The following is a 23,383-nucleotide window of genomic DNA, read 5'->3' on the forward strand; positions in this document are numbered from 1 at the left end:
TACGGCACCCCGTCCGCGCGTGCGGGAGGGCCACGCCCTCGCGGGCGCACCCGCGGTGACGGGGCGGGCCGGGCGCGTGGGGGGTCCGAGGACGGGCGAGAAGGGGAGCAGTCGACCGGCTTGACGGCGGGCTTCCCGCCCGGGGCCCGGGGACGGGCGGGAGGGAGCCCGTCCACGGGGGTGCCTCCGTCGGCTGGGACGCGGCTCACGGCCCCAGGGCGCGGAACACCTCCGGTCGGGTCAGCGCGTCGGTGTTGTCCGCGAACTGGTCGACCGCGCCCACCGGCGGCCGTGCGGCCAGTCCGGGGTCGGTGATCCGCGCCAGCAGGGCACGGGCGAACCGGGCCGCGTCCAGCACCGGCCAGGGGCGCCCGTGGAACGGTCGGGGCCGGGTGTCCAGGGCGGCGGCGAGGCCGGTCCGGTTCTGCCGGTCGGCCACCAGGGCGGACGCCTCGGCGAGGGCCGCGGCGTCCGCGTCCAGCGCCCGCGCCAGGAGCGGGGTCAGCTCCGACGCCCCGGGCAGGCTGGCGAAGGCGCTTCCCAGCCACTTGGAGTAGGGCGGGTAGCGGCGCTCCAGCAGCAGCGCCAAGCGCATGAGGTCGCGGACCACCCGGGCCGCGACCACCCGCGCGCCCAGGCGGTCGCCCACCTCCGCGCAGCGGCCGACGAACGCCTCCTCCTGGGACACGCGCCGCCACTGGCAGGCCAGCACGTACCGCCACACGTCGTCCGGGTACCAGGCCAGGCGCTCCCTGGCCCGTGTGACCGCGCCGACGCCGTCGTGGAAGACAGCTCCGCCCACCACCTCGGCCAGCCGCTGGGTGGGCGTGGCGAGCCAGTCGGCGGTCCCCACCCCCTCACCCGGGTCGAAGCCGAGCCGGTCCCGCAGCCAGTCGCCGGATCCGCTGACCTCCACCCGGTGGCGGCCGTCGGGCGCGTCGGCGTCGGACCGCCAGGTCTGGGGAGGGCCGTCGTTCGGGCCGAACCGGACCGGCCAGCCGCGCACCCGCTCGGGCAGGCCCCCGGCGAGCAGCGCCAGCACGCGGTCGCGCTCATCGGGTTCGTCCACGAAGACCTGGAGCCGCGGGCCCCAGCCGTGGTCGGTGGAGCGCTCGGTGTCCAGTCCGAGGACCTCGGAATCGGCGCCGAGCAGCGCGGCGGCGTGCGCGACCGGCCGGGGCCCGCGGGCGAGCAGGGGCGCGACCGCGTCCGTGTACAGGGCCCGGGACAGTTCCAGGCCGGGGAGGAAGAGCGGGGGCATGCCCGAGAGCCTAGGTCCGGCCTCCGCGGGCGGCCACGCGTTTTCCGGCGCGGGCGCCGGTCCTGCCCGGGCCGCGGTCGGGCCGTCGCGGGGCCGCTGCCGGACCGCCAACGGATCGCCGTCGGACCACGCCGGAGCGGGGGTAAGGAGAATCTATCCATCTGGTTAGATCTGGTCCGGCAGGCGGTTCGGGTGCTCGGTGGACCACAACGTTTTACGACAGACCAGGGATCGCTACTGTAAGGTGTCTTTCCAGTTCGCGGCGCAAATGACGGAGGAAGTGCCGTCAGTACCAGTGCCGGAATGCGTCCGACCGGCCGAGTCGCCGGTTCGGTGGTACGCCGTCCCCGCGCGCAACAGGGGTATTGACGTGTAGTGACAGGGTCTTTACGGTCTACCGACAACAGGTGGAAGGAAATTCCGGGGACGCCCGGAATGGCCGGGACAACACTGTCCGGTGTCCGCGGGGGAAATATCCGAGCCCCCACGGACGCACTCCACTTCCTGGGCCGGAAACGGTCCGGGTCACCCCGCTACGAATCCCCCGCACCGCGCCGCGAGGCCGGCCGGGATCGTGACCCGAAAAGAAGGGCCCCGTTCAATGAAGACCCTCAGCAGGATCCGCTCCGCCTCCGCCGTCGCCGCGGCCACCGCTCTGATCTTCACCCTCATGCCCGCCAGCGCGGCCAGCGCGCACGGCTACGTCTCGGCGCCCATGAGCCGCCAGGCGCAGTGCGCCGCGGGCATGGTCCAGTGCGGCGGCATCCAGTGGGAGCCGCAGAGCGTGGAGGGCCCCAAGGGCCTGATGAGCTGTTCCGGCGGCAACTCCCGGTTCTCCGAGCTCGACGACGACAACCACGGCTGGCACGTCACCCAGGTCGGCACCTCGCTGAACTTCACCTGGACCCTGACCGTCACGCACGCCACCGCCAACTGGGAGTACTTCATCGGCGGTCAGCGCATCGCCAACTTCGACGACGGCGGGGCGCGGCCCAACTCGACCGTCCAGCACAACGTGGACCTGTCCGGCTACAACGGCCGCCACACGATCCTGGCCCGTTGGAACGTCGCCGACACCGGCAACGCCTTCTACGCCTGCGTGGACGTGAACATCCGCTAGCGGCCCGACGCCTCCCCCGGCCCGGTTCCCCGCACCCGGGCCGGGGTCGCGTCGTTCCCGGCCCACAAGGCCCCCTGTTCGGCCCCCGACACGACGAAGGCCGGTCCCGTAGGACCGGCCTTCGTGCTGGTCGGGGTGGGCCCCGCCCCACCTCCGGAACGGGGCCCACCCGTAGTGCTCCGCCGTGGTCCGCGGCCGTAGGTTCGGGCGAGCCCGGATCACCGACGACCCGGCCGGAGACGAGGAGACCCGAGTGACCGCGTCCGACCCCTCTGCCCGACACCATCCGCGCGGACCGTGGCGGTGGGCGATCACGGCACTGACCGCCGTCCTCGTCACCGTCGGCGCGGCCGCCGTCGCTCCGCGCCCCTACGAGCTCGGCGCGGAGTCCGACGGGGACACGGAGCTGGTCGAGCGCGTGCGCGGGGGGATCACCGACACCACGGGGTACCACGGCCTGTCGGTCGCGCTCGTGGAGACGGACGGAGACGGGGGACTCCGCGTGCGCACGGCGGGGCTGGGCAGCACCGGGGCCGACCGGGAACCGGTGGGGGAACACACCCGGTTCGGCTCCGCGTCGGTCGCCAAGGTGCTGCCCGGCATGCTGCTCGCCGACATGGTGGACCGCGGTGAACTCGCTCCGCACGCCCGGGTCGGCGATCTCCTGGAAGGCGTCGACTTCGCCGATCCCGTACTCGCCGACGTCACGGTGGAGGAGCTGGCGACGCACACCGCGGGCCTCTCCAGGGAGGAGACCAGCCTGCTCCAGACGTTGTGGCAGTTCGCGGCCAAACGCCACCCGGACCCGCCCGGCTCGGTCGAGGAGTTCCTGCGGACCGTGGCGGAGGACGTGCGGGTCGATCCCGCGCTGCGAGGCGGCAACCACTACTCCAACACCGGGATCGACCTGCTCGGGCACGCCCTGGCGGCGCACGCCGGGACCAGTTACGCCCAGCTCGTCCGGGAACGGATTCTCGACCCGTTGGGGATGGAGGACAGCGCGATCCGGACCACCGGTGACGGCGCCCCCTTCGAGGTGCACAACGCCGATCTCGGGCGTCCCCTCGTCCCGGAGGGCTCGGAGGCCTCCGGTCCGTCGGGAGGGCTGGTCACGACCGCGGGCGACCTCGGCCTACTCCTGGCGTCGGTGATGGAGGGCACCGCCCCGGGGGCCGCGGCCGTGCGTCCCGTGGCGCCGGGGGACGTCGAGCGCCGCGAACAGGGCCTCGGCTGGTACGTGGAGACGCTGGGAGGGGTGCCGATCACCGGCCACGGCGGCAACGCCACGACCAACGGCCACACGGCGTGGATCGGCTACACCGGTGACCGGGGAGCCGTGGTCCTGTCCAACACGCACCGGTTCAGCGAGGACATCGGCATCCGCCTGCTCGGAGTCGACGAACCGAGCCCCGACAACGCGGCGGGCGAGAGGATCTACGCGACCGCGACGGTCCTGCTCGCTCTCACCCCCGGTCTCCTCGCCCTGGGGTTCGCCTCACGGCGGCGCCCCGGCCGCTGGTGGCGCCGTCCCACCGACCGCCTGGGACTGGTGTCCCACTGGGTCGGCGGTGCCGCGGCGCTCACGTACGCGTTCCTCGCCGGATTCTGGCATCTGGTGACCCCGTGGGCGTGGGTCGCGGGTGTGCTCCTCTTGGCCGCCGCCGTCCTGGTGGGGGCGTACCGGTGGCCACTACTCCCGAGCGCGAGGGGCGCACGGCCGTGGGTCCGGTGGTCGCTGGCGGCTCCCGTCGCCGCGGGGAGCGCGGTCCTCCTGGTCCTGCTGGCCTCGGTCTAGCGGAGGCCGGGGCGGCGGTCGGCCCGGCCGGGTCGTGGGGACCGGAGGGCCGAAGGCGCTCGCCGCGCGAACCGGGCGGGTAGCTTCCGACGCACCGGTGACGCACCGGTGACGCACGGAAGCCGACAAGCCGACGGTTCCGGCCGTGCGTTCCGAGGGTGCGGAGCGGCAGGGGGAAGCCCCGGACCCGCGAAGACGAAGAACGGGTGCCCACCTGTGTGGACACCCGTTCCTTTGTCGGGGTGGCGGGATTTGAACCCACGACCTCTTCGTCCCGAACGAAGCGCGCTGCCAAGCTGCGCTACACCCCGAAGCAACGTCCACAAGTCTAGCGGACGCCCGGGAGTGCTCGCGCACGGTTTTCGGCCGGAGCGCCGAGGGGGGTCAGGAGGAGGCCACGAGGTCCAGCAGTGAGGCCTCCGGGCGGCAGCAGAACCGCACCGGGGCGTACGGGGAGGTGCCCAGGCCGCCGGACACGTGCAGCCACGCGTCCCCGTACTCGTGCAGCCCCCAGGCGCGCTTGCGGTCGATCCCGCAGTTGGTGACCAGGGTCCCGTAGAACGGCAGGCACAGCTGGCCGCCGTGCGTGTGCCCGGCCAGGAGCAGCTGGTAGCCGTCGGCCGCGAACCGGTCCAGGTTGGACGGCTCCGGCGAGTGCAGCACGCCCAGGCGCAGGTCCGCCGACGGGTCGGCCGGTCCGGCGACCTCCTCGTACCTGTCCAGCTTGATGTGCGAGTCGTGCACCCCGGCCAGGGCGACGTCGAGTCCGCCCGCCTTCAGCCCGCCCCTGCGGTTGTTCAGGTCCAGCCAACCGGCCGCGGTCATGGCCTCGCCCAGGTCGCGCCAGGGCAGGTCCGGCGTCCGGCGCTTGTTGTAGTCGGTCTTGCTGGTCCGCCACAGGTAGCGGGCCGGGTTCTTCGGCTGCGGCGAGAACAGGTCGTTGGACCCGTACACGAACGCGCCCGGCCGGTCCAGCAGCGGCCCCAGGGCCTTCGTGAACGGCCCCACCGCGTCCGGGTGCGCCAGCGAGTCGCCCGTGTTGACCACGAGGTCCGGCTCGTAGGCCTCCAGCCCCCGGATCCACTCGATGAGCATCTTCCGGTCGGGCGTCAGGTGCGCGTCGGACAGGTGCAGGATCCGCAGCCGCGGGCTGCCGGGGGGCAGCAGGGGCAGCTCGTAGCGGCGCAGCCGGAACCAGTTGCGCTCGATGACCGAGGCGTAGACCAGTCCCGCCGCTCCGACGGCGCCCGTGATCGCGGCCGCGCGCCCCACCCGGCGCAGGATTCGTCTGTTGTCGGCGCCCATCGCCCTCCTTCGTCGTCACAGAGATCGTCGCAGATCCACGGAGCACGCGTGTGCGAATCCCCGCCGCGGGCCGCCGGACCGATGTGAGCCGCGCCCGCACGGCGTCCGCGCGCGCAAACCGTTGGTGGCCCCGTGACGCCCCGCCGTAGGATCGGTTCATGTCCGAACTCAAAGCCCGTCTCAAGAACGACCTGACCACCGCCATCAAGGCGCGTGACAAGGTGCGCACCGGCACCCTGCGCATGGTCCTGGCCGCCATCTCCACCGAGGAGGCCGCCGGCAGCACCTCGCGCTCCCTCGGCGACGACGAGATCACCCGTCTGCTCACCCGGGAGGCCAAGAAGCGCCGCGAGGCCGCCGAGGCGTTCGACAAGGGCGACCGGCCCGAGCAGGCCGCGGCCGAGCGGGCCGAGAGCGAGGTCATCTCCGACTACCTGCCCAAGCAGCTCACCGACGAGGAGCTGTCGTCGCTGGTGGCCGAGGCCGTCACCGAGACCGGCGCCGACGGCCCCCGCGCCATGGGCCAGGTCATGAAGGTCGTCAACCCCAAGATCGCCGGTCGGGCCGAGGGCGCCCGCGTGGCCGCCGAGGTCAAGCGCCAGCTGGCCGGATGACCTGACCCGGCCGGGCCCGGCCCAGCCGTGCCCCACGCGGGAACGGCGGGGAACGCGAAGGGGCGGCGGTGCACGCACCGCCGCCCCTCTCGCGTGTCAGGCCTCAGTCGTCCTCCCGGCCGGGGGAGTTCGACGCGGGCGCGACCGGGAACCAGTCCTCGTCCTCCTCCGGCCCGCTGGCGGTTCCGCCGCCGCTGCTGAGGAACACGTTGACCGTGGCCCCCTCCGGCAGCCGCGTCCCCGGGTCCGGGTTGACCGCGGCCACGGTCCCCTCGGGCTCGGGGGAGCGGACCCGGGTCGAGGACACGTTCACCGTGTAGCCCGCGGCCTCCAGGACGCTCACCGCCTCCGGCTCGGACTGGCCGATCACGTCCGGCACGCCGCCGTCGTCACTGGCCGGGCTGGCGTCCTCCTCCGCGCGCGGGGCCGACGTGGAGCCGAACTGCGACGGCGGCGACGGAAGCTGCTCGACGTCCAGGCCCTCGTGGGCGCCGCGCATGGTCTCCTGCCAGATCGGGCCCGGGATCGTCGCCCCGTACACCACCCCGTAGTACCGGTCGCCGATGGTGACGTTGCGCAGCGGGTACTGCTGCGGGCCGCGCGGGTCGCCGACGAAGACCGCACCGGCCATCTGCGGGGTGAACCCGGCGAACCAGGCCGCGGCCGAGCCGTCGGTGGTACCGGTCTTGCCCGCCGCCGGACGGCCGATGCCCAGGGAGGCCGCGGTGCCGCCGTTGAAGGGCTGCTCCAGCAGGTAGCTGACCCCGTCGGCCACCTCCTCGTCGATCACCTGCTCGCACTCGGGCTCGATCTCGATCGTCTCGTGCGCGTGCTGGTCGATGATCTTGGTGATGGCCTGCGGCTCGCACAGGATCCCGCCCGAGGCGAAGACCGAGTAGGCGTTGGCCACCCGCAGCGGGGAGACCTCCTCGCTGCCCAGGGTGAAGCTGCTGTTGGCCAGCGTCCGCTCGTTCTCGGTGAACAGCGTGCCGTCCGCGCGCCGCAGCCCCAGGTCCTCGGTCATCTCCATCACGTCGCAGATGCCCACCCGCGCCTGGAGCTGCGCGAAGTAGGTGTTGGACGAGGCCCTCGTCCCGGTCATCATGTTGTGCGTGGTGTTGGAGTTGGTGTCACCGGAGTTGCTGGGCGACCAGGGACTCAGGGTGCCGCCGTTACAGCTGCGCTGCCCGGAGACGGTCACACTGGCCGGTGAGTTGAACGAGGTGCCGAACGGCATCCCCTCGGCCAGCGCCGCCGCCAGGGTGAACGCCTTGAACGTGGAACCCGCCTGGAAGCCGCTGCTGCCGCCCCGGTCCGCGTCGGTGGCGAAGTTGATGGAGGTCTCGCCCAGCTTGCTCTCGTCGGGCCCGTAGTTCCGGCTCTGCACCATGCCCAGGATGTGGCCGGTGCCCGGCTGGATGACCACCTCGGCGGCCACCTTGCGGGACTCGTTCTCGCGCGGGACCCACTCGTCCACGGCCTCCTGCGCCGACACCTGGGTCTGCGGGTCGAGCGTGGTGTGGATCTGGAGTCCGGCGGTGCGCAGCCAGCGCGCCCGCTCGGTCTCGTTCTGGCCGAAGCGCTCGTCCTTCTCGATCTCCTGGACCACGTAGTCGCAGAAGAACGGCTGGTCGCTGGGCACGCAGCCGTTGGGCGGGGTGGAGACCTCCACCTCCATCGGGACCTGCTTGGCCTCCTCGGCCTCCGCCTCGGTGATGGCGCCGGTGGCCACCATGCGGTCGAGTACGACGTTGCGGCGGTCGGTGGTCTGCTCGGGGAAGAAACGGGGGTTGTAGAGGTAGGGGTAGCGGACCAGGCCCGCGATGGTGGCGGCCTGGTGCAGCTCCAGGTCGCTGGCGGGCACCTGGAAGAAGTGCTGCGCGGCGGACTCGACTCCGTAGGCGCCGTCGCTGAAGTAGGCGATGTTGAGGTAGCCCTCGAGGATCTCGTCCTTGGTCATCCGCTGTTCCAGGGCGACGGCGTAGCGCAGCTCCCGGATCTTGCGGGCGATCGTCGTCTCGGAGGCCTCCTCCAGCTCCTCCTGGGTGGTGGCCGCCTCGATCTGGACGTTCTTGACGTACTGCTGGGTGATGGAGGACGCGCCCTGGGTGTCGCCGTTGAGCGTGCGGAGCGCGGCGCGCAGCGTGCCCGACACGTCCATGCCGCCGTGCTCGTAGAAGTGGGCGTCCTCGATGGCGAGGATCGCGTCGATCATGACCGGCGAGACGTCCTCGATCTCGACGAGTTCGCGGTTCTGGTCGAAGATCTCCGCGATGACGCCGCCCTCGCTGTCATAGATCGTCGATCTCTGAGGAGGCGGCGGAGTCTCCAGATTGCTGGGCATCTCCAGGAAGCCGCTGGCCACGTTGCGCGCCGTGATGCCCAGTCCCCCGACGGCGGGGAGCGCGAGCGCGGCGACGAGGAGTCCAGCGACGACGCCGACGACGACCAGTTGGCTGATTCTTTGAAGCAATGTCCCCTGACCCACCCCATCAGACTAGGTGACCACGTACGTACGAAGTGGTCCGATGTGGAACGGATAGTGCGCGAACGCGCGGAAATGACCCGCGTACCGCGGGCTGTGCCCCCATGCCATCTTTTCATGCCTATCGCCGGCCGGGCACTGACCGGTTCGGCGGCGCGGCACGCCCACCCCGTCCGATGCGGAGAGCCACCGGGCCCCCACGCAATGGCCCGAGCGGGCCATATTGGTGAGACGTGAAGGGGGTCCATCGGGTTCTGTTGGCGCGGCGAACGAATCCGTAACTTCTAGGCAACAGGGGTGGGCGTCGACCACCGCACCCCACGCGGCAGCGGGAGCCCACGGTGTTCTCCCCTCCGGCCGGGGCACGCGCGTGCCCCGGGTCCGGATCCGCTGGCGCGGGGACCGGGTGCGCACAGGGGAGTAGAGGCATGTGGACCGACCAGTGGACGACCAGGGCGCTGTGCCGGCGGGTGGACCCCGACGCGCTGTTCGTCCAGGGCGCGGCGCAGCACCGCGCCAAACTCATCTGCCAGGAGTGCCCGGTACGCACCGACTGCCTGACCGACGCCCTCGACAACCGGGTCGAGTTCGGCGTCTGGGGCGGCATGACCGAACGCGAGCGCCGCGCCCTGCTGCGCAAGCACCCCGGCGTCACCAGCTGGGGCCCGCTCCTGGAGGAGGCCCTCAGGGAGGGTGACGTCGACCTCGCCAGCTACGCGGCCGAGCACGCCGAGGGCACCTCGGCGGCCTGAGCGCCGGCAACTCCCTACCGGCCCCGGCCCGCCAGCTCCTCGCCGACGTCGCGCAGCCCCGCCAGGTCGTGCACGTCCTCCGGCATGGCGGCCACCTCGGCCACGCGCACACCGCCGTGCTCCGCCAGCAGGGCGTCCCTCAGCCGTACCTCGCGCCCGCGCGTGCGCACCCTCTCCGCGTGCAGCCGCAGGGCCGCCGAGGCCGGCGTCCGCGTGCCCGAACGCTCCAGAGCCTCCGCCGCGGCGACGGCCTCGCGCGCGTCCAGGGACCCGCCCGCCCCCTCGGGGAGCGGATGCGTCCGGTTGACCACCAGTCCGGCCAGCGGCATGGCGTCGGTGGCCAGCCGCTCCACGAAGTAGGCCGCCTCGCGCATCGCGTCCGTGTCCGGCACGGCCACCACCACGAAGGCCGTCCCCGGCGCCTGGAGCAACCGGTAGGTGCGCTCGGCGCGCTTCTGGAAACCGCCGAACACCGTGTCGAACGCGGCGACGAAGGACCGCAGGTCGTCGAGGAGCTGGGCGCCCACGACCTTGCTGACCGCCGAGGTCACCAGGTTGAACCCGGCGCCGATCAGCCGGAAGGCCCCCGTGCTGGCAGGGGCGCTCAGGAAGCGGATCAGGCGCCCGTCCAGGAAGCGGCCGAGCCTCTTGGGCGCGTCCAGGAAGTCCAGCGCGGACCGGCTGGGCGGGGTGTCCACCACGATCAGGTCCCAGTCCCCCGACTGGCGCAGCTGGCCCAGCTTCTCCATGGCCATGTACTCCTGCGTGCCCGAGAAGCTCGTGGAGAGGGTCTGGTAGAAGGGGTTGGCCAGGATCTGCCGGGCCCGCTCGGGGGCCGCGTGCTCCCTGACGACCTCGTCGAAGGTCCGCTTCATGTCGAGCATCATCGCGTGCAGGCTGCCGCCCGACCCCTCCGGCAGCGGGACCGGCCGCGGCGTGTCGTCCAGCGACTCCAGCCCGAGGGACTGGGCCAGCCGACGCGCCGGGTCCACGGTGATCACCACGGCCCGCCGCCCGCGCTCGGCGGCGCGCAGCCCCAGCGCCGCGGCCGTCGTGGTCTTGCCGACCCCGCCCGCGCCGCAGCACACGATGATCCGCGTGCCGGGGTCGTCCACGAGGGCGTCCACGTCCAGGCGCCCGGCCTCCACCGCCGCGCTCACAGCCGCACCCCCTGCTCGACCAGCCGCCGCGCCAGGGAGTCCAGCGCGGCGCGGTCCACACCGCCCTCCAGCAGCGGCAGCTCCAGCAGCGGGCGGCCCAGATCCTCCAGGTCCGAACGCATCCGGCGCTCCAGCCGCACCCGAAGGGCGTGTGCGCGCAGTTCCCCGGCCAGCGCAGCCGCGAGTTCGCGCGCGTCCTCCAGACGCGCCTCCTTCAGCCCCGCGGCCATCGCGTCCAGGTCGGTCTCCCCCTCCGCCGCGGCGGCGAGGTCGGCCTCGTCCAGCAGCGGCCGCCGCACCATGTTCACCAGCACCGCGCCGACGTTGAGCCCCAGCCCGCCGACCTCGGCTATCCCGTCCCGGGTCTCCTGGACGGGCATCTCCTCCAACAGGGACACGAAGTGCACCCGGGTCTGCCCCGAGCGGATGACCTCCATGACCCGGTCGGCGTGGTTGCGGATCGGCCCCACGCGGGCCAGCCCCGCCACCTCGGAGTTCACGTTGAGGAACTGGGCGATCCGGCCGGTGGGCGGCGCGTCCATCACCACCGCGTCGTAGTGGAAGGGGGCCGTCGGCGCGCCCTCGGCGGTCCTGCGGCGGCCGCCCCGGCGGCGCCGCACCGCCTCGGTGGCCTTGCCGGTGAGCAGGACGTCGCGCAGCCCGGGGGCGATGGTGGTGGCGAAGTCCACGGCGCCCAGCCGGTTCAGCGCCTGGCCCGCCCGGCGCATCCCGTAGAACATCTCCAGGTACTCCAGCAGCGCCGCCTCGGCGTCGGCCGCCAGCACGCTCACGCTGCCGCCGCCGGGCGCGGCCATCATCTCCCGCTCCTCGTAGGGCAGCGGCGGGCTGCCGAGGAGGGTGGCGACGCCCTGGCGGCCCTCCACCTCGACCAGGAGCACCCTCGCGCCGCCGGAGGCCAGCGCCAGCGCCAGCGCGGCGGCGGCCGTGGTCTTGCCGGTCCCGCCCTTGCCGGTGACGATGTGCAGTCGTGCTCCCGCGCAGGCCTCCCCCGGAGGCTTCGGTCCGTGCTCGCTCTCGCTCACTCCAGGCAGTCTATGCGGGCGTTCCAAGCGGGGCCGGGAGCGGTGCCGCGGTGGGCACGCGAGGGCACGCGGATGAGTAAGGTGGCGGCGTTGACGTGCGGCGCCCCGCCGTGGGGCGGTCCGCCGGTGAGAGAGCAAGGGTGAGGGACGCATGAGCAAGTGGGAGTACCAGACGGTGGCGCTGCTGTCGCACGCCACCAAGCAGATCCTGGACAACTGGGGCGCCGACGGCTGGGAGCTCGTCTCCGTCGTGCCCGCTCCGCTGCCGGAGGGCACCGACCCCCGCAACCAGCAGTACGTCGCGTACATGAAGCGGGAGCTGTGATGGCCACCCCCGAGGAGCGGATCGCCGAGCTGGGCCTGACCCTGCCCGAGGTGGCCGCGCCGGTCGCGTCGTACACGCCCGCGGTGCGCAGCGGCGACCACGTCTACGTGTCCGGCCAGCTGCCGTTCGTGGACGGGAAGCTCCCCGCCACGGGCAAGGTCGGCGCCGAGGTCACCCCGGAGGCGGCCAAGGAGCTGGCCGCGCGGTGCGCGCTGAACGCGGTGGCCGCGGTGCGCGCCGAGATCGGCGAGCTGTCCGGCGTGGTCCGCGTGGTCAAGGTGGGCGGCTTCGTGGCCAGCACCCCCGACTTCACGGGACAGCCCGGCGTGGTGAACGGGGCCAGCGACCTGCTGGCCGAGGTCTTCGGCGACGCCGGTGTGCACGCGCGCGCCGCCGTGGGCGTGGCCGCCCTGCCGTTGGACGCGCCGGTCGAGGTTGAGATGATCGTCGAGGTCCGCTGAGCGGGTCGCCCTCTTCCGGGGCGGCGGCCCCCGTTTCGCGGCGCTCTGTCCCCGAGGAGGAGGGTACGCCGATGCGCGACGCCCCGGCAGGCGACGGTACCGAGCGCGGGGGCGCGGCGCCGGGCGGCTCCGCGTCCGGCGGCGCCGTCGCACCCCGTCCGGCCGCCACGGTCATGCTCCTGCGCCCCCGCGGCGGCGTCCGGGACGGGGGCGCGGACGGCCCCGTGGAGGTCCTGCTCATGCGCAGAGTCCGCTCCATGGGGTTCGCCCCGGGCGCCTACGTCTTCCCCGGCGGCGGGGTGGACGCGCGCGACGCCGACGGCGACCTGCCCTGGACCGGCCCCGGCCCCGAGGAGTGGGCGCGCACGCTGGGCACCGACGTGCGCATGGCCCGGGCGCTGGTGTGCGCCGCGGTCCGCGAGACCTTCGAGGAGACCGGCGTCCTGCTGGCCGGCGAACCCGGGCGCGCGGGCGAGGAGGCCATCACGCTCGACACCACCTCCGAGGATTGGGAGCGGGACCGGCTGGGGCTGATCGACCGCTCCCGCTCCTTCACCGAGGTCCTGACCCTGCGCGGCCTCGTGCTCCGATCGGAGTGGCTGCGCGCGTGGTCGCGCTGGATCACCCCGAGGGCCGAGCCGCGCCGCTACGACACCTGGTTCTTCGCGGCCGAGCTCCCCCCGGGGCAGGCCTCGCGCGACGTGGGCGGCGAGGCCGACCTCACCCGGTGGACCGACCCCGCCGCCGTCCACGGCGAGTGGGAGGCGGGCCGGATGCCGATGCTGCCGCCCACGGTCGTGAACTGCGCCGAACTCGCGGACTGCCGGACCCTCCGGGGAGTACGGGAGGCCCGACGGGATATCGTCCCCATTGAGCCGGTTGTCCGGGAGGTCGGCGGCCAGTTGCGCGTCATGGCGCCGAACGGGGTGGACTACCCCCTCCCGAGGCCCGACGCGACCCCCTGAGGGGCCGCCGGGCGGCGGGGCCGCGCGTGCCGGACTCCCCGGCCGCTCCCCGGTCCGGTTCGGCGAGCGAAGCGAGGTGCGATGAGGATCGACGGTTCCGGGACACTGCGCGCCAGCTGCGTGCTGTGCCCCAATCCCGGCCCGATGACGCTGGAGGGCACCAACACCTGGATCCTGCGGGAGCCGGGCGCGCGCGGGGTCGTGGTGGTCGACCCCGGCCCCCACGACGAACGCCACCTGGAGCGCGTGGCGCGGACCGTGCAGGAGCAGGGCGCCCAGGTGCTGATGGCCGTGGTGACCCACCGCCACCCCGACCACGGGGAGGGCGCCCGGTACTTCTCGGAGCTGACCGGAGCCCCCGTGCACGCGGTCGACCCGGGGACCAGGGTCGGCGGACGCGGCCTGTCCGACGGAGAGGTCCTGGAGGCCGACGGCCTGCGGGTGCGGGTGATCGCCACCCCCGGCCACACCGAGGACTCCGTCTGCCTGATGGTGGAGGCCGACAACACCATCCTGACCGGCGACACGGTCCTGGGCCACGGCACCACGGTGATCGACGGCGACGACGGGCTGGGCCCCTACATGGAGTCGCTGTACCGGCTGCGCTCCCTGGTGCGCGAGCACGACGTGCGCACCCTGCTGCCCGGCCACGGCCCGATCATCACGGCCCCGTCGACGGTGCTGGACTCCTACGTCGACCACCGCGAGTCGCGCCTTGGGCAGGTCCTGGACGCGGTGCGCGCGGGGGCGACCGGGGTCGAGCAGATCGTCGACCGCGTCTACCCCGAAGTCACCGAGCAGATCCGGTTCGCGGCCGCCTCGTCGGTACGCGCCCAGCTGCGCTACCTCTCGGCGCGCGGCGAACTGCCCGAGGGCGTCGAGGCCTAGACGGCGAGCGCTCCCCCGGCCCTGGCGCCGGGGCGCTGCGGCCCCCGTACTCCGGGGCGCCAGGCGCTGCGTGCGGACGGCTCCGGACACGGCTGTGGCCGCCCACCCCGCAGGGGGGAGCGGCCACACAGCGTTCAGGCCCGGGGAAGCCCGGCACGGGGCGCGAACGTCGGCGCCCCCGGGAGTCCCCGCCCGAGGAACACGGTCCAGGGAGTGTTCCGCGGAGGCTTTCGGATCAGCGAGCGGCCGTCCGGGCAATCTCTCGCAAGACGGTTCGCGTAGGTCAGCCTGGTTGGCTTTTCAAGCGAAACCGGCGCAGCGAAAGGCAGCCCGGTGGTCGCGAGCCCGAAATGAGCCGGGGAACACGACCTAGCGGGCGCGGCGGCGCATCCGCTCGACGTCGAGCAGGACGACGGCCTTGGCCTCGATCCGCAGCCAGCCGCGCAGGGCGAACTCGGCGAGGGCCTTGTTGACCGTCTCACGGGAGGCGCCGACCAACTGGGCGAGCTCCTCCTGGGTGAGGTCGTGGTGGACGTGCAGCCCGTCCTCGCCCTCCTTGCCGAACTTGTCGGCCAGCTCCAGCAGCGCCTTGGCGACGCGGCCGGGCACGTCGGTGAAGACGAGGTCGGCCATCACGTCGTTGGTCCGGCGCAGGCGGGCGGCCAGCGCCTTGAGCAGCTGGAGCGACACCTGCGGGCGGCTGGACAGGAACGGGCGCAGGTCGTCGTGGCCCAGCCCCGCGAGCACCGAGTCGGTGACCGCGACGGCGCTCGCGGTGCGCGGGCGCGGGTCGAACAGCGACAGCTCGCCGAACATCTCGCTGGGGCCGAGCACCCCGAGCAGGTTCTCGCGGCCGTCCACGGCCGTGCGGGTCAGCTTCACCTTCCCGCTGAGGATGACGTACAGGCGGTCGCCCTCGTCACCCTCGCTGAACAGGGTCTGACCGCGGCCGAGACGCACCTCGTTCACCGAGGAGCGGAGTGCGGCCGTGTCCTCCTCGTCCAGCGCCTCGAACAGAGGGGCCTTCCGCAGCACCTCGTTGATCTCGTCCACCACACGTCCTCCTAAAACCTGACCGCCAACAGTGTGACGTATATCGCACCCGGGTGTGAAACCAGGTCGTGATCCCGGCTTGTCCGCCGAGAGACAACTGCCCACAACAGCCGACGTCAGCCCCTGCGATCCTAGCCGTCATCAGTTCTGTACCAGGGCTGTCCGCGCCGCGCCACCGGACATTGGTTACATAGCTCCGTCCGCCGGCGGTGGCGCGGCCCCGCTTCCGACGGCCGCGCGGACACGGACGCCGTGCCGGGGACCGCCCCGTCACCGGGACGCCTACCCTGTGATGATGCCCCGTGACACACCAGACGCGACCGAGCCGACGACCACGCCCACCGGTGAGAGCCGGCTCGCGCTGGTCCGCCGCGCCCGCAGGATGTACCGGGAGCTCATCGAGCTGTACCCGGACGCCCACTGCGAACTGAACTTCACGACCCCCCTGGAACTGCTGGTCGCGACGATCCTGTCCGCCCAGTGCACGGACAAGCGGGTCAACCAGGTCACCCCCGCCCTCTTCGCCCGTTACCCCGACGCGGAGGGCTACGCCTCGGCGCGGCGGGAGGAGTTGGAGGAGATGATCCGCTCGACCGGCTTCTTCCGGGCCAAGGCCAACAGCCTCATCGGACTCGGGCAGGAACTGTGCGAACGGCACGGTGGAGAGGTTCCGAGGAAACTCTCCGACCTGGTCAAACTACCCGGTGTAGGGCGAAAGACCGCAAACGTACTGCTCGGTAACGCCTTCGATGTGCCCGGTATCACCGTTGACACCCATTTCGGGCGGCTCGTCCGTCGTTTCGGGTGGACTGACGAGGAGGACCCGGTCAAGGTCGAGCACGAGATCGGCGGGCTCTTCCCGCGCCGGGACTGGACGATGCTCTCCCACCGCGTCATCTGGCACGGCCGCCGCGTCTGCCACTCCCGCAAGCCCGCGTGCGGGGCCTGCGGCCTGGCACGCCTGTGCCCCTCCTTCGGCGAGGGGCCCACGGACACCGCCACCGCGACCAAGCTGCTGCGGATGCGCTCCTTCTCCTGAGACCCCAAGGCCGCCCGCCCGGGTGCGCGGGGCGCCGACCCGGTGCCGGGCAACCCCTCCGGACGCCCGGTCGCGCACCGGGCGCCCGGGGCGGCCGGGAGGGCATCGGGAGCAGGCGCCGGAGGTTTGTACCCTGAGCACGTGAGTGTGCGCACATCGGCCCCGTCGCGGGCATCCCGGTCCGCGGCGCCCCGCACGACGGCGGCACCCCCGCCCGCCGGTGCCGGGGGAGGTCCGACGACGTGACGACTCCCCGGGAACGACGCGTTCCCCCGCGCGGCGCTCCCCCGGGCCCGGGCCCCGCGGCCCCGCGAGGAGCCCGGCGCACGGCCCCTCCGACCCACCGACGGCGCGACGACTCCCGGAACAGGTTCCCCGCATGAACTCGATCCCGCTCTGGCTGGCCGCGCTCGCGGACGCCGCCGAGACGATGACCGTGCCGCCGCCCATGCGGCCGCCCGCCGAGGGAGGGCGCGAGTCCGCCGTCCTCATCCTCTTCGGCGAGGGGCCCAGGGGCCCCGACCTCCTCCTCATCCAGCGCAGCGAGGGTCTGCGCCGCCACGCCGGACAGCCCGCCTTCCCCGGCGGCCGGATCGAGCCCTCCGACGCCTCCCCGGAGGCCGCGGCGCTGCGCGAGGCCGCAGAGGAGACCGGGCTCCTCCCCGAGGGGGTCGACGTCGTCGGCCGCCTCCCCGAGCTGTACCTGAGCTTCAGCGACTTCCGGGTGGCGCCCGTCCTGGGCTGGTGGCGCGAGCCCAGCGAGGTGCGGCCGACCGACCTGGGCGAGGTCGCCGCGGTCTCCCGCGTGCCCGTCGCCGACCTCGCCGACCCGGCCAACCGGGTCAAGGTGCGCTACGGGGCCGGGCCGCACTGGGGGCCCGGCTTCCGGGTGGAGGGCATGCTCGTGTGGGGCTTCACCGGCGCGGTGATCGACAGCCTGCTCGCCCTGGGCGGTTGGGAACTTCCCTGGCGCGACGAGGGTCTCACCGATGTGTTCGAAGCAACCCCGCAGGGCCTGCGGCCGGTCGGTTAGCGCTCACTCTTGGAGGGCAATGTGCTCGACGTGATCCTGCTCGTCCTGCTGCTGCTGTTCGCGGTGACGGGGTACCGACAGGGTTTCATCGTCGGTGTCTTCAGCTTCGCGGGCTTCGTCGGAGGGGGCGTCCTCGCCGCCCTGACGGCCCCGCAGCCCATCCAGGCGTGGGTGGACGACCCCGGCAGGCAGGCGCTGCTGGCGATCGCCGTGGTGTTCCTGTCCGCGGCGCTCGGCCAGTTCCTGCTCTCCTACCTGGGCACCTTCGTCCGCAACAAGGTGACGTGGGACTCGGCGCGGGTCCTGGACGCCATCGGCGGCGCCCTGATCAGCGGCCTGTCGGTGCTGCTCGTGGCCTGGTTCATCGGCAGCACGGTCGCCAACTCGGCGCTGCCCTTCGTCGCGGGTCAGGTCAGGGACTCGCGCATCCTCCACTCGGTGGACACGCTGATGCCCGAGGCCGCCCACAGCGGGTTCTCCACGTTCCGCCGGATCGTGGACCAGAGCGCCTTCCCGCAGGTGTTCAGCGGCCTGGGCACCGGTGAGCTCGCCGAGGTGGCGCCGCCGGACCCGGACGTGCTCACCACCCCGGAGCTGATCGAGTCGAGCCGCAGCGTGGTGAAGGTGCTGGGCACCGCGCCCTCCTGCCAGCGCCGCGTGGAGGGGACCGGCTTCGCCTACGCAGAGGACCGGATCATGACCAACGCGCACGTGGTCGCCGGGGTCACCGACGACCTGCGGGTGGTCACCCGGGAGGGCTACCAGCTCGACGCCACGCTGGTGCTCTTCGACGCCCAGCAGGACTTGGCCGTGCTGCACGTGCCGGGCCTGGACCTGGAGCCGCTGGAGTTCGACCACGAGGCCCCGCAGGGCGGTGACGCGGTCGTGGCGGGCTTCCCGCGCAACAGCGGCTTCACGGCCGTCCCGGCGCGCGTCCGCGCCCGCCAGACGGCGCAGGGGCCGGACTTCTACCACTCCCAGCAGGTGAGCCGGGAGATCTACCAGGTGCGCGCCGTGGTGCGCCCGGGCAACTCCGGCGGCCCGCTGCTGTCGCCGGACGGCACCGTGTACGGGGTGGTCTTCGCCGCCGCCACGAACGAGCCCGAGACGGGCTACGTGCTCACCGCCGACGAGGTCGCGGAGAACGCCCGGAGCGGCCTGGAGAACAGCGAGCAGGTCTCCTCCCAGGCCTGCGACTGACCGCGCGGCTCCGTCGTCCACAGGGCGCGTCCGGGGCTTTCGGGGACGTGCGGGAGGCGGTTGACTGGATGTACAGGGGGCCCGGGGGCACGGTCGGCACCGTGCTGCCCGCCTTCGCTCCGGGCCCCGCGCCCCACGGCCGCTCCAGGCCCTACGGCCGCCCCGGGACCCGCGGGCGCGTCGGCGCAGGTCTCGCGGTCACCACGGACCCACCGGCGCGGCGGGCGGCCCCGTGACGCACCGAGGGCGCCTCCCCGCGGGGAGGCGCCCTCGTGAGCGTTCGGGTACCGGCCCGGCCGACCCTAGTTGGAACTCGGGTCGGGCGAGTGCTCCGTGGCCAGCGGCCAGCTCATCCGCACCACGGTCCCCCGGTCACTGGGGTCGATCTTCACCTCGTCGGCCAGGCCCGTGATGACCGCCAGGCCCAGCCCCGGGGAGAACCCGGAGATCCCGCCGGGAGGCGTGTCCTCACCGTCCAGGAAGAGCCCGTCGAGCAGGGACGGGTTGGTGGGCTCCTCCGTGTCCTTGGCGGGGGCACGGTCGGAGACGACGACCTCGAAACGTTGCGTCGCGCTCCCGTTGGCGCGCAGGATGCTGCTCGTGGCGTCGGTGCGGGACTCCGACGCCGGATCAGGCCCGCTGCCGTCGATCAGCTGGAGCAGGATCGGCTGTGTGGGGCAGTGCAGCTTGTGCGCCGCCACCGCCCGGGAACACGCCTCACCGACCGCCAGCCTGATCTCGTCGATCGCTGAGGCGGCGATACCCGCCCGCCGCGCCACGGTGGCGGCCATGAGCCGCGCCGTGCGCACGTGAGCGGGGAGCGCGCTGATCGTGAGCGTGATGGTTGCCATCGCTCGCTCGGGGCTACTTCGCGGAACGCTTGTCGATGGCTTCCTGCACCGAGTCGTGGATACCGAAGACCTTGGTCAGACCGGTGATCCGGAAGATCTTCAGGATGCGCTCCTGGGTGCAGACCAGGTCGAGGGTCCCGTCGTGGGCCCGGACGCGCTTGAGCCCGCCCACGAGCACACCGAGGCCCGTCGAGTCCAGGAACTCCACCTTCTCCATGTTGACCACGAGGTGGAAGTTGCCCTTGTTGACCAGGTCGATCAGCAGCTCGCGGAGCCGGGGCGCGGTATAGACATCGATCTCACCCTCAACGACGACGATCTCGGTGTCGCCCTCGGTGTAATGATCAAGCTTCAAGTCCACTAGTCCTCCAGCGCCGAACCGCGAAAAACGCGAATGATCTCTGCCGGGCGTTACCCCACCAGCACGCATTCAACCACGCGTGTCGAGTGCGTCTTCCTGTGATGCACAGAAAAACCGTGACACCGCGCCACTGTTCCCCCGGATGTCACACTGAAACCAATGTCCCAGTGCTCCACCCTTGGGTAGGAGGCGCCTGCGGGCCTCGAACGCGTACCAGTGAGGAGGGGTCTCGGATGAGCCGACCGGAGCCCGTGCTTCCCGGTGTGTGGCGTGACGATACCCGGTACCCACAGGTGACCCACATCGAGCACGTGGCCCGCAACGACGGGGTGAGCGGGGAGTGGCCGGTGTGGACCGCGCCCCACCTGGTCGAACGGCTCGCCGACAGGGGGATCACGGGACCGTGGTCCCACCAGGCCGAAGCCGCCGACCTCGCACGTTCGGGCCGTGATGTGATCATAGCCACGGGCACCGCCTCGGGAAAGTCACTGGCCTTCCTCCTACCCGCTGTGGACGCGGTTGACGCGGGCGGAACCGTGCTCTACCTCTCCCCGACCAAGGCGCTCGCTCAGGATCAGCTGCGGTGGATAACGGACCTCTCCCTGCCGGGGATGCGGACAGCCGTCTATGACGGCGACACCTCGTCGGAGGAGCGCTCCTGGGTGCGCGAGCACGGCAACTACGTGCTCACCAACCCGGACATGCTGCACCACGGCATCCTGCCCCGGCACGGGGCGTGGGCGCGCTTCCTGCGTCGGCTGCGCTACGTGGTGATCGACGAGGCGCACCGATACCGGGGGGTTTTCGGTTCGCACGTCGCGCAGATCCTGCGTCGGCTGCGCCGCGTGTGCGCCCGCTACCGGTCACGCCCGGTGTTCGTGCTCGCCTCGGCCACCTCCGGCAGCCCCGCCGAGAGCGCCACCCGGCTGACCGGTGTGCCCGTCACGGCGGTCAGCCGGGACGGTTCCCCGCGTCCGGGGATGTCCGTGGCGCTGGTGGAGCCGGAGCTGACCGACCTGACCGGCGAGCACGGGGCGCCGATCCGCAGGACGGCGCCCTCGCAGGCCGCCGAGATGCTCGCCGACCTGGTACGCGACGGTGTGCGCACCCTGGTGTTCGTCCGCTCCCGGCAGGGCGCGGAGGTGGTCGCGCTGACCACCCAGCGCCTGCTGTCCGAGCGCGGCGACCACGCCCTGGCCGGGAGGGTGGCCGCCTACAGGGGCGGATACCTGGCCTCGGAGCGCCGTGAGCTGGAGGAGGCCCTGCGCTCGGGTGAGATCCTCGGCCTGGCCAGCACCAACGCCCTGGAACTGGGGGTGGACATCAGCGGCCTGGACGCGGTACTCATCGCCGGGTGGCCGGGGACCCTCGCGTCGCTGTGGCAGCAGGCGGGCCGCGCCGGGCGGCGCGGGGAGGACGCGCTCGCAGTGTTCATCGCCCGCGACGACCCTTTGGACACCTACCTGGCGCACCACCCGGAGGCTATTTTCGGCCGGTCCGTAGAAGCGACCGTTCTCGATCCGGAAAACCCGCACATCCTGGGACCGCACCTGTGCGCGGCCGCCCAGGAACTGCCGATCACCAAGGACGACTTCGACCTCTTCGGGGCGACGACCGAGAAGCGGCTCGCCGAACTCGTCGAGCGCCGCCTGCTGCGGAGGCGTCCACGGGGCTGGTTCTGGACGAGTAATGAACGGGCCAGTGACCTGGCCGATATCCGCGGGTCGGGCGGGCCGCCCGTACAGATCGTCGACACCGGCAGCGGCCAGCTGCTCGGCGAGGTGGACGAGCCCGCCGCCCACGGCACCGTCCACCCCGGCGCGGTGTACCTGCACCAGGGGGACACGTACCTGGTCGACGACCTCGACCTCGACGAGGGCGTCGCCCTGGTCCACCCCGCGGAGCCGCCCTACAGCACGTGGGCGCGCGACACCACCGACATCACGGCCCGTTCGGTGCTGCGCCAGGAGGAGTGGCCGAGCGGGGCCACCGTGTACTTCGGTGAGGTGCAGGTGGTGCGCCAGGTGGTCGGGTTCCTGCGCAGGGACGTGCGCACCGGTTCGGTCCTGGGGGAGCAGTCGCTGGACCTGCCCGAGCGCACCCTCGACACCCGCGCGGTGTGGTGGACGCTGCCCGCCGAGGGCGAGGAGCGGCTGCGCCGGGAGGACGTGGGGCTGCTGGGCGCCGCCCACGCCGCCGAGCACGCCGCGATCGGACTGCTGCCGCTGCTGGCGACCTGCGACCGCTGGGACATCGGCGGGGTGTCCACCTCGATGCACGCTGACACCGGCAGGCTGACGGTGTTCGTCTACGACGGGTACGAGGGCGGCGCGGGCTTCGCCGAACGGGGGTACGCGGCGGCGCGCGAGTGGCTGTCCGCGACCCGCGCGGCCATCGCCGACTGCGAGTGCGACCAGGGCTGCCCGTCGTGCATCCAGTCACCCAAGTGCGGTAACGGCAACGAGCCGTTGAGCAAGGCCGGTGCGCTGCGCCTGCTCGACGAGGTGCTCGCGGGCGGCGAGGACTGAGGGAGGGGTCCGGGGCCGTCCACAGCCTGTGGACGGAGTGCGGAGGCGCGGAGGAAGTTATCCACAGGCTGGGGAAGGGGCTTTCGCGTCGGCTCCGGCCCGCCGAACCTGGAGGAAGAGGGCCGGACCAGTCGGCCCCCACCAGGAAGGCCGCCATGTCCGCTCCCGCGCCCATGTCCGTTCTCGCTCCCGCTCCCACGCTCACGTCCGCCGCCGCGCCGCCCCCGCCGGACGCCGGGATGACGACATCCGAATACGCCTTCTGCACCATCGCGGCGGTCGCCTTCGCCGGGGTCCTCTACGCCGTGCTCACCAGCGGCGCGGTCGAGGACGTCCTCACTGATCTCGTGGTCAATGCGCTCGGCTCGGGTTTTTGACCGGGGCTCGGCCACCGCGGAGGCGGCGATGGTGCTGCCCTCCCTGCTGCTCGTCCTGGCCGTGGCCCTCGGCGCCGTCCAGGCCGCGTCGGCCCAGCTCTCCTGTGCCGACGCGGCGCGCGTGGGCGCCCGGGCGCTGGCCCGCGGCGAACCCCACGACCGGGCCCGCTCCCTGGCGCTGACCGCCGCTCCCGAAGGGGCGGACGTGCACCTGTCCGAGGGCGGGGGCCTGGCCCGCGTCACCGTACGGGCCCGGCTCCTGTTCGGCCCGGGGATCTCCCTGCCGGTGGACGGCAGCGCCGCCGTCCCCCTCGAACCCGGGAGCTGATCCCGGTGCGCTCCGACTCCGGTTCCGCCACCGTCTGGTGGGTCGCCCTGGGGGCGCTGCTCTGGTTCGTCACCCTCGCCGTCCTCGCGACCTCCGCGGCGCGGCTCGACCGCGACCGCGCCACCACCGCGGCCGACCTGGCCGCGCTCGCCGCCGCCGCCGAGGCCGTCCACGGAACAGAACGGGCCTGCGCGCGGGCCCGCGACACCGCCGAGGCCAACCGCGCCTCCCTCGAATCCTGCGTCCTCACCGGCTCCACCGTCGAGGTGGTGGTCGCGCTCCCCTCGTCTTTCATCGAACGGCCCGTCCGGGCGCGCTCCCTGGCCGGACCGGCCGCCGTCTCTTCCGAGGAAGTGGAATGAGTCCTGCCCCCGTCTCCGTGCTGATGTGCGCTCTCCTGCTGGGTGCCCCCGCCCAGCCCGGGGGCGCACCGCCCTGC

At 72.9% G+C, this 23,383-nt stretch carries 23 protein-coding genes and 1 tRNA gene; 15 read left to right on the top strand and 9 right to left on the bottom strand.

Going from position 1 to position 23,383, the window contains the following annotated elements:
• Positions 1-205 precede the first annotated feature (205 nt).
• On the bottom strand, positions 206-1,261 hold the full coding sequence (locus ACSTA4_RS00575; protein WP_444962056.1) for a DUF4037 domain-containing protein: 1,056 nt from the start codon (positions 1,259-1,261) through the stop codon (positions 206-208).
• Between the two features lie 601 nt (positions 1,262-1,862).
• Between ACSTA4_RS00575 and ACSTA4_RS00580 the strand changes: the two genes are divergently transcribed.
• Positions 1,863-2,381, top strand: a complete 519-nt coding sequence (locus tag ACSTA4_RS00580; protein WP_444962057.1) for a lytic polysaccharide monooxygenase auxiliary activity family 9 protein — start codon at positions 1,863-1,865, stop codon at positions 2,379-2,381.
• A gap of 253 nt (positions 2,382-2,634) precedes the next feature.
• Complete coding sequence (locus ACSTA4_RS00585; protein ID WP_444962058.1) at positions 2,635-4,176, top strand: serine hydrolase domain-containing protein; 1,542 nt, start codon at positions 2,635-2,637, stop codon at positions 4,174-4,176.
• A 237-nt stretch (positions 4,177-4,413) separates the two neighbouring features.
• Here the strand turns inward: ACSTA4_RS00585 and ACSTA4_RS00590 are convergent.
• Both ACSTA4_RS00590 and ACSTA4_RS00595 read right to left on the bottom strand, forming a co-directional pair.
• Positions 4,414-4,487 (bottom strand) — tRNA-Pro (locus tag ACSTA4_RS00590).
• Positions 4,488-4,560: 73 nt separating this feature from the next.
• Positions 4,561-5,481: a metallophosphoesterase gene (locus ACSTA4_RS00595; protein WP_444962059.1), complete on the bottom strand. Its 921-nt coding sequence runs from the start codon at positions 5,479-5,481 to the stop codon at positions 4,561-4,563.
• Between the two features lie 158 nt (positions 5,482-5,639).
• On the opposite strand from ACSTA4_RS00595, the gene ACSTA4_RS00600 reads away from it, so the two are divergent.
• Positions 5,640-6,095: a GatB/YqeY domain-containing protein gene (locus ACSTA4_RS00600; protein ID WP_061082867.1), complete on the top strand. Its 456-nt coding sequence runs from the start codon at positions 5,640-5,642 to the stop codon at positions 6,093-6,095.
• 103 nt (positions 6,096-6,198) lie between these two features.
• Here the strand turns inward: ACSTA4_RS00600 and ACSTA4_RS00605 are convergent, their stop codons facing one another.
• On the bottom strand, positions 6,199-8,568 hold the full coding sequence (locus ACSTA4_RS00605; protein WP_444964066.1) for a penicillin-binding protein: 2,370 nt from the start codon (positions 8,566-8,568) through the stop codon (positions 6,199-6,201).
• 440 nt (positions 8,569-9,008) lie between these two features.
• Between ACSTA4_RS00605 and ACSTA4_RS00610 the strand changes: the two genes are divergently transcribed.
• Positions 9,009-9,332, top strand: coding sequence for a WhiB family transcriptional regulator (locus ACSTA4_RS00610; protein WP_061083180.1), 324 nt, complete (start codon positions 9,009-9,011; stop codon positions 9,330-9,332).
• Positions 9,333-9,346: 14 nt separating this feature from the next.
• Here the strand turns inward: ACSTA4_RS00610 and ACSTA4_RS00615 are convergent, their stop codons facing one another.
• On the bottom strand, positions 9,347-10,492 hold the full coding sequence (locus ACSTA4_RS00615; RefSeq protein ID WP_444962060.1) for an ArsA family ATPase: 1,146 nt from the start codon (positions 10,490-10,492) through the stop codon (positions 9,347-9,349).
• Positions 10,489-11,535 carry an ArsA-related P-loop ATPase gene (locus tag ACSTA4_RS00620; RefSeq protein WP_444962061.1) on the bottom strand — a complete coding sequence of 349 codons (1,047 nt, stop codon included), beginning with the start codon at positions 11,533-11,535 and terminating at the stop codon, positions 10,489-10,491. Before ACSTA4_RS00620 ends, ACSTA4_RS00615 begins: the two co-directional genes overlap by 4 nt.
• A gap of 151 nt (positions 11,536-11,686) precedes the next feature.
• Here ACSTA4_RS00620 and ACSTA4_RS00625 point away from each other — a divergent pair, with 151 nt between their 5' ends.
• The 4 genes from ACSTA4_RS00625 (at position 11,687) to ACSTA4_RS00640 (ending at position 14,174) form a co-directional block, all read left to right on the top strand.
• A complete protein-coding gene (locus ACSTA4_RS00625) occupies positions 11,687-11,860 on the top strand; it encodes a DUF4177 domain-containing protein (protein WP_013156298.1) in 174 nt (57 codons plus the stop codon).
• Positions 11,860-12,321: a RidA family protein gene (locus ACSTA4_RS00630; RefSeq protein WP_444962062.1), complete on the top strand. Its 462-nt coding sequence runs from the start codon at positions 11,860-11,862 to the stop codon at positions 12,319-12,321. Before ACSTA4_RS00625 ends, ACSTA4_RS00630 begins: the two co-directional genes overlap by 1 nt.
• A 71-nt stretch (positions 12,322-12,392) precedes the next feature.
• Positions 12,393-13,286 (top strand): NUDIX hydrolase, encoded by an 894-nt coding sequence (locus ACSTA4_RS00635; RefSeq protein ID WP_444962063.1) that lies wholly within the window; start codon positions 12,393-12,395, stop codon positions 13,284-13,286.
• An 81-nt stretch (positions 13,287-13,367) separates the two neighbouring features.
• A complete protein-coding gene (locus ACSTA4_RS00640) occupies positions 13,368-14,174 on the top strand; it encodes an MBL fold metallo-hydrolase (protein WP_444962064.1) in 807 nt (268 codons plus the stop codon).
• Between the two features lie 369 nt (positions 14,175-14,543).
• Here the strand turns inward: ACSTA4_RS00640 and ACSTA4_RS00645 are convergent, their stop codons facing one another.
• The gene (locus ACSTA4_RS00645; RefSeq protein ID WP_013156302.1) at positions 14,544-15,230 is read right to left on the bottom strand and encodes a Crp/Fnr family transcriptional regulator; all 687 of its coding nucleotides are present in this window, start codon (positions 15,228-15,230) and stop codon (positions 14,544-14,546) included.
• A 289-nt stretch (positions 15,231-15,519) separates the two neighbouring features.
• Here ACSTA4_RS00645 and nth point away from each other — a divergent pair, with 289 nt between their 5' ends.
• From nth to ACSTA4_RS00660, 3 genes are all read left to right on the top strand, one after another.
• Positions 15,520-16,266 (top strand): endonuclease III, encoded by a 747-nt coding sequence (nth, locus tag ACSTA4_RS00650; protein ID WP_444962065.1) that lies wholly within the window; start codon positions 15,520-15,522, stop codon positions 16,264-16,266.
• Positions 16,267-16,645: 379 nt separating this feature from the next.
• On the top strand, positions 16,646-17,299 hold the full coding sequence (locus ACSTA4_RS00655) for an NUDIX hydrolase (protein WP_444962066.1): 654 nt from the start codon (positions 16,646-16,648) through the stop codon (positions 17,297-17,299).
• A gap of 21 nt (positions 17,300-17,320) precedes the next feature.
• A complete protein-coding gene (locus ACSTA4_RS00660; protein ID WP_444962067.1) occupies positions 17,321-18,499 on the top strand; it encodes a MarP family serine protease in 1,179 nt (392 codons plus the stop codon).
• A 302-nt stretch (positions 18,500-18,801) separates the two neighbouring features.
• Here the strand turns inward: ACSTA4_RS00660 and ACSTA4_RS00665 are convergent, their stop codons facing one another.
• Both ACSTA4_RS00665 and ACSTA4_RS00670 read right to left on the bottom strand, forming a co-directional pair.
• Complete coding sequence (locus ACSTA4_RS00665; RefSeq protein WP_017568447.1) at positions 18,802-19,350, bottom strand: ATP-binding protein; 549 nt, start codon at positions 19,348-19,350, stop codon at positions 18,802-18,804.
• Positions 19,351-19,363: 13 nt separating this feature from the next.
• The gene (locus tag ACSTA4_RS00670; protein WP_013156307.1) at positions 19,364-19,711 is read right to left on the bottom strand and encodes an STAS domain-containing protein; all 348 of its coding nucleotides are present in this window, start codon (positions 19,709-19,711) and stop codon (positions 19,364-19,366) included.
• Positions 19,712-19,944: 233 nt separating this feature from the next.
• Here ACSTA4_RS00670 and ACSTA4_RS00675 point away from each other — a divergent pair, with 233 nt between their 5' ends.
• From ACSTA4_RS00675 to ACSTA4_RS00690, 4 genes are all read left to right on the top strand, one after another.
• On the top strand, positions 19,945-22,239 hold the full coding sequence (locus ACSTA4_RS00675; protein WP_444962068.1) for a DEAD/DEAH box helicase: 2,295 nt from the start codon (positions 19,945-19,947) through the stop codon (positions 22,237-22,239).
• A gap of 239 nt (positions 22,240-22,478) precedes the next feature.
• Positions 22,479-22,616, top strand: coding sequence for a DUF4244 domain-containing protein (locus ACSTA4_RS00680; protein WP_071623111.1), 138 nt, complete (start codon positions 22,479-22,481; stop codon positions 22,614-22,616).
• Positions 22,594-22,944, top strand: a complete 351-nt coding sequence (locus ACSTA4_RS00685; protein ID WP_444962069.1) for a TadE family type IV pilus minor pilin — start codon at positions 22,594-22,596, stop codon at positions 22,942-22,944. Before ACSTA4_RS00680 ends, ACSTA4_RS00685 begins: the two co-directional genes overlap by 23 nt.
• Before the next feature lie 5 nt (positions 22,945-22,949).
• On the top strand, positions 22,950-23,306 hold the full coding sequence (locus tag ACSTA4_RS00690; RefSeq protein ID WP_212641949.1) for an Rv3654c family TadE-like protein: 357 nt from the start codon (positions 22,950-22,952) through the stop codon (positions 23,304-23,306).
• The last annotated feature ends 77 nt before the right edge of the window (positions 23,307-23,383 follow it).

This window comes from Nocardiopsis sp. M1B1, from assembly GCF_052466615.1.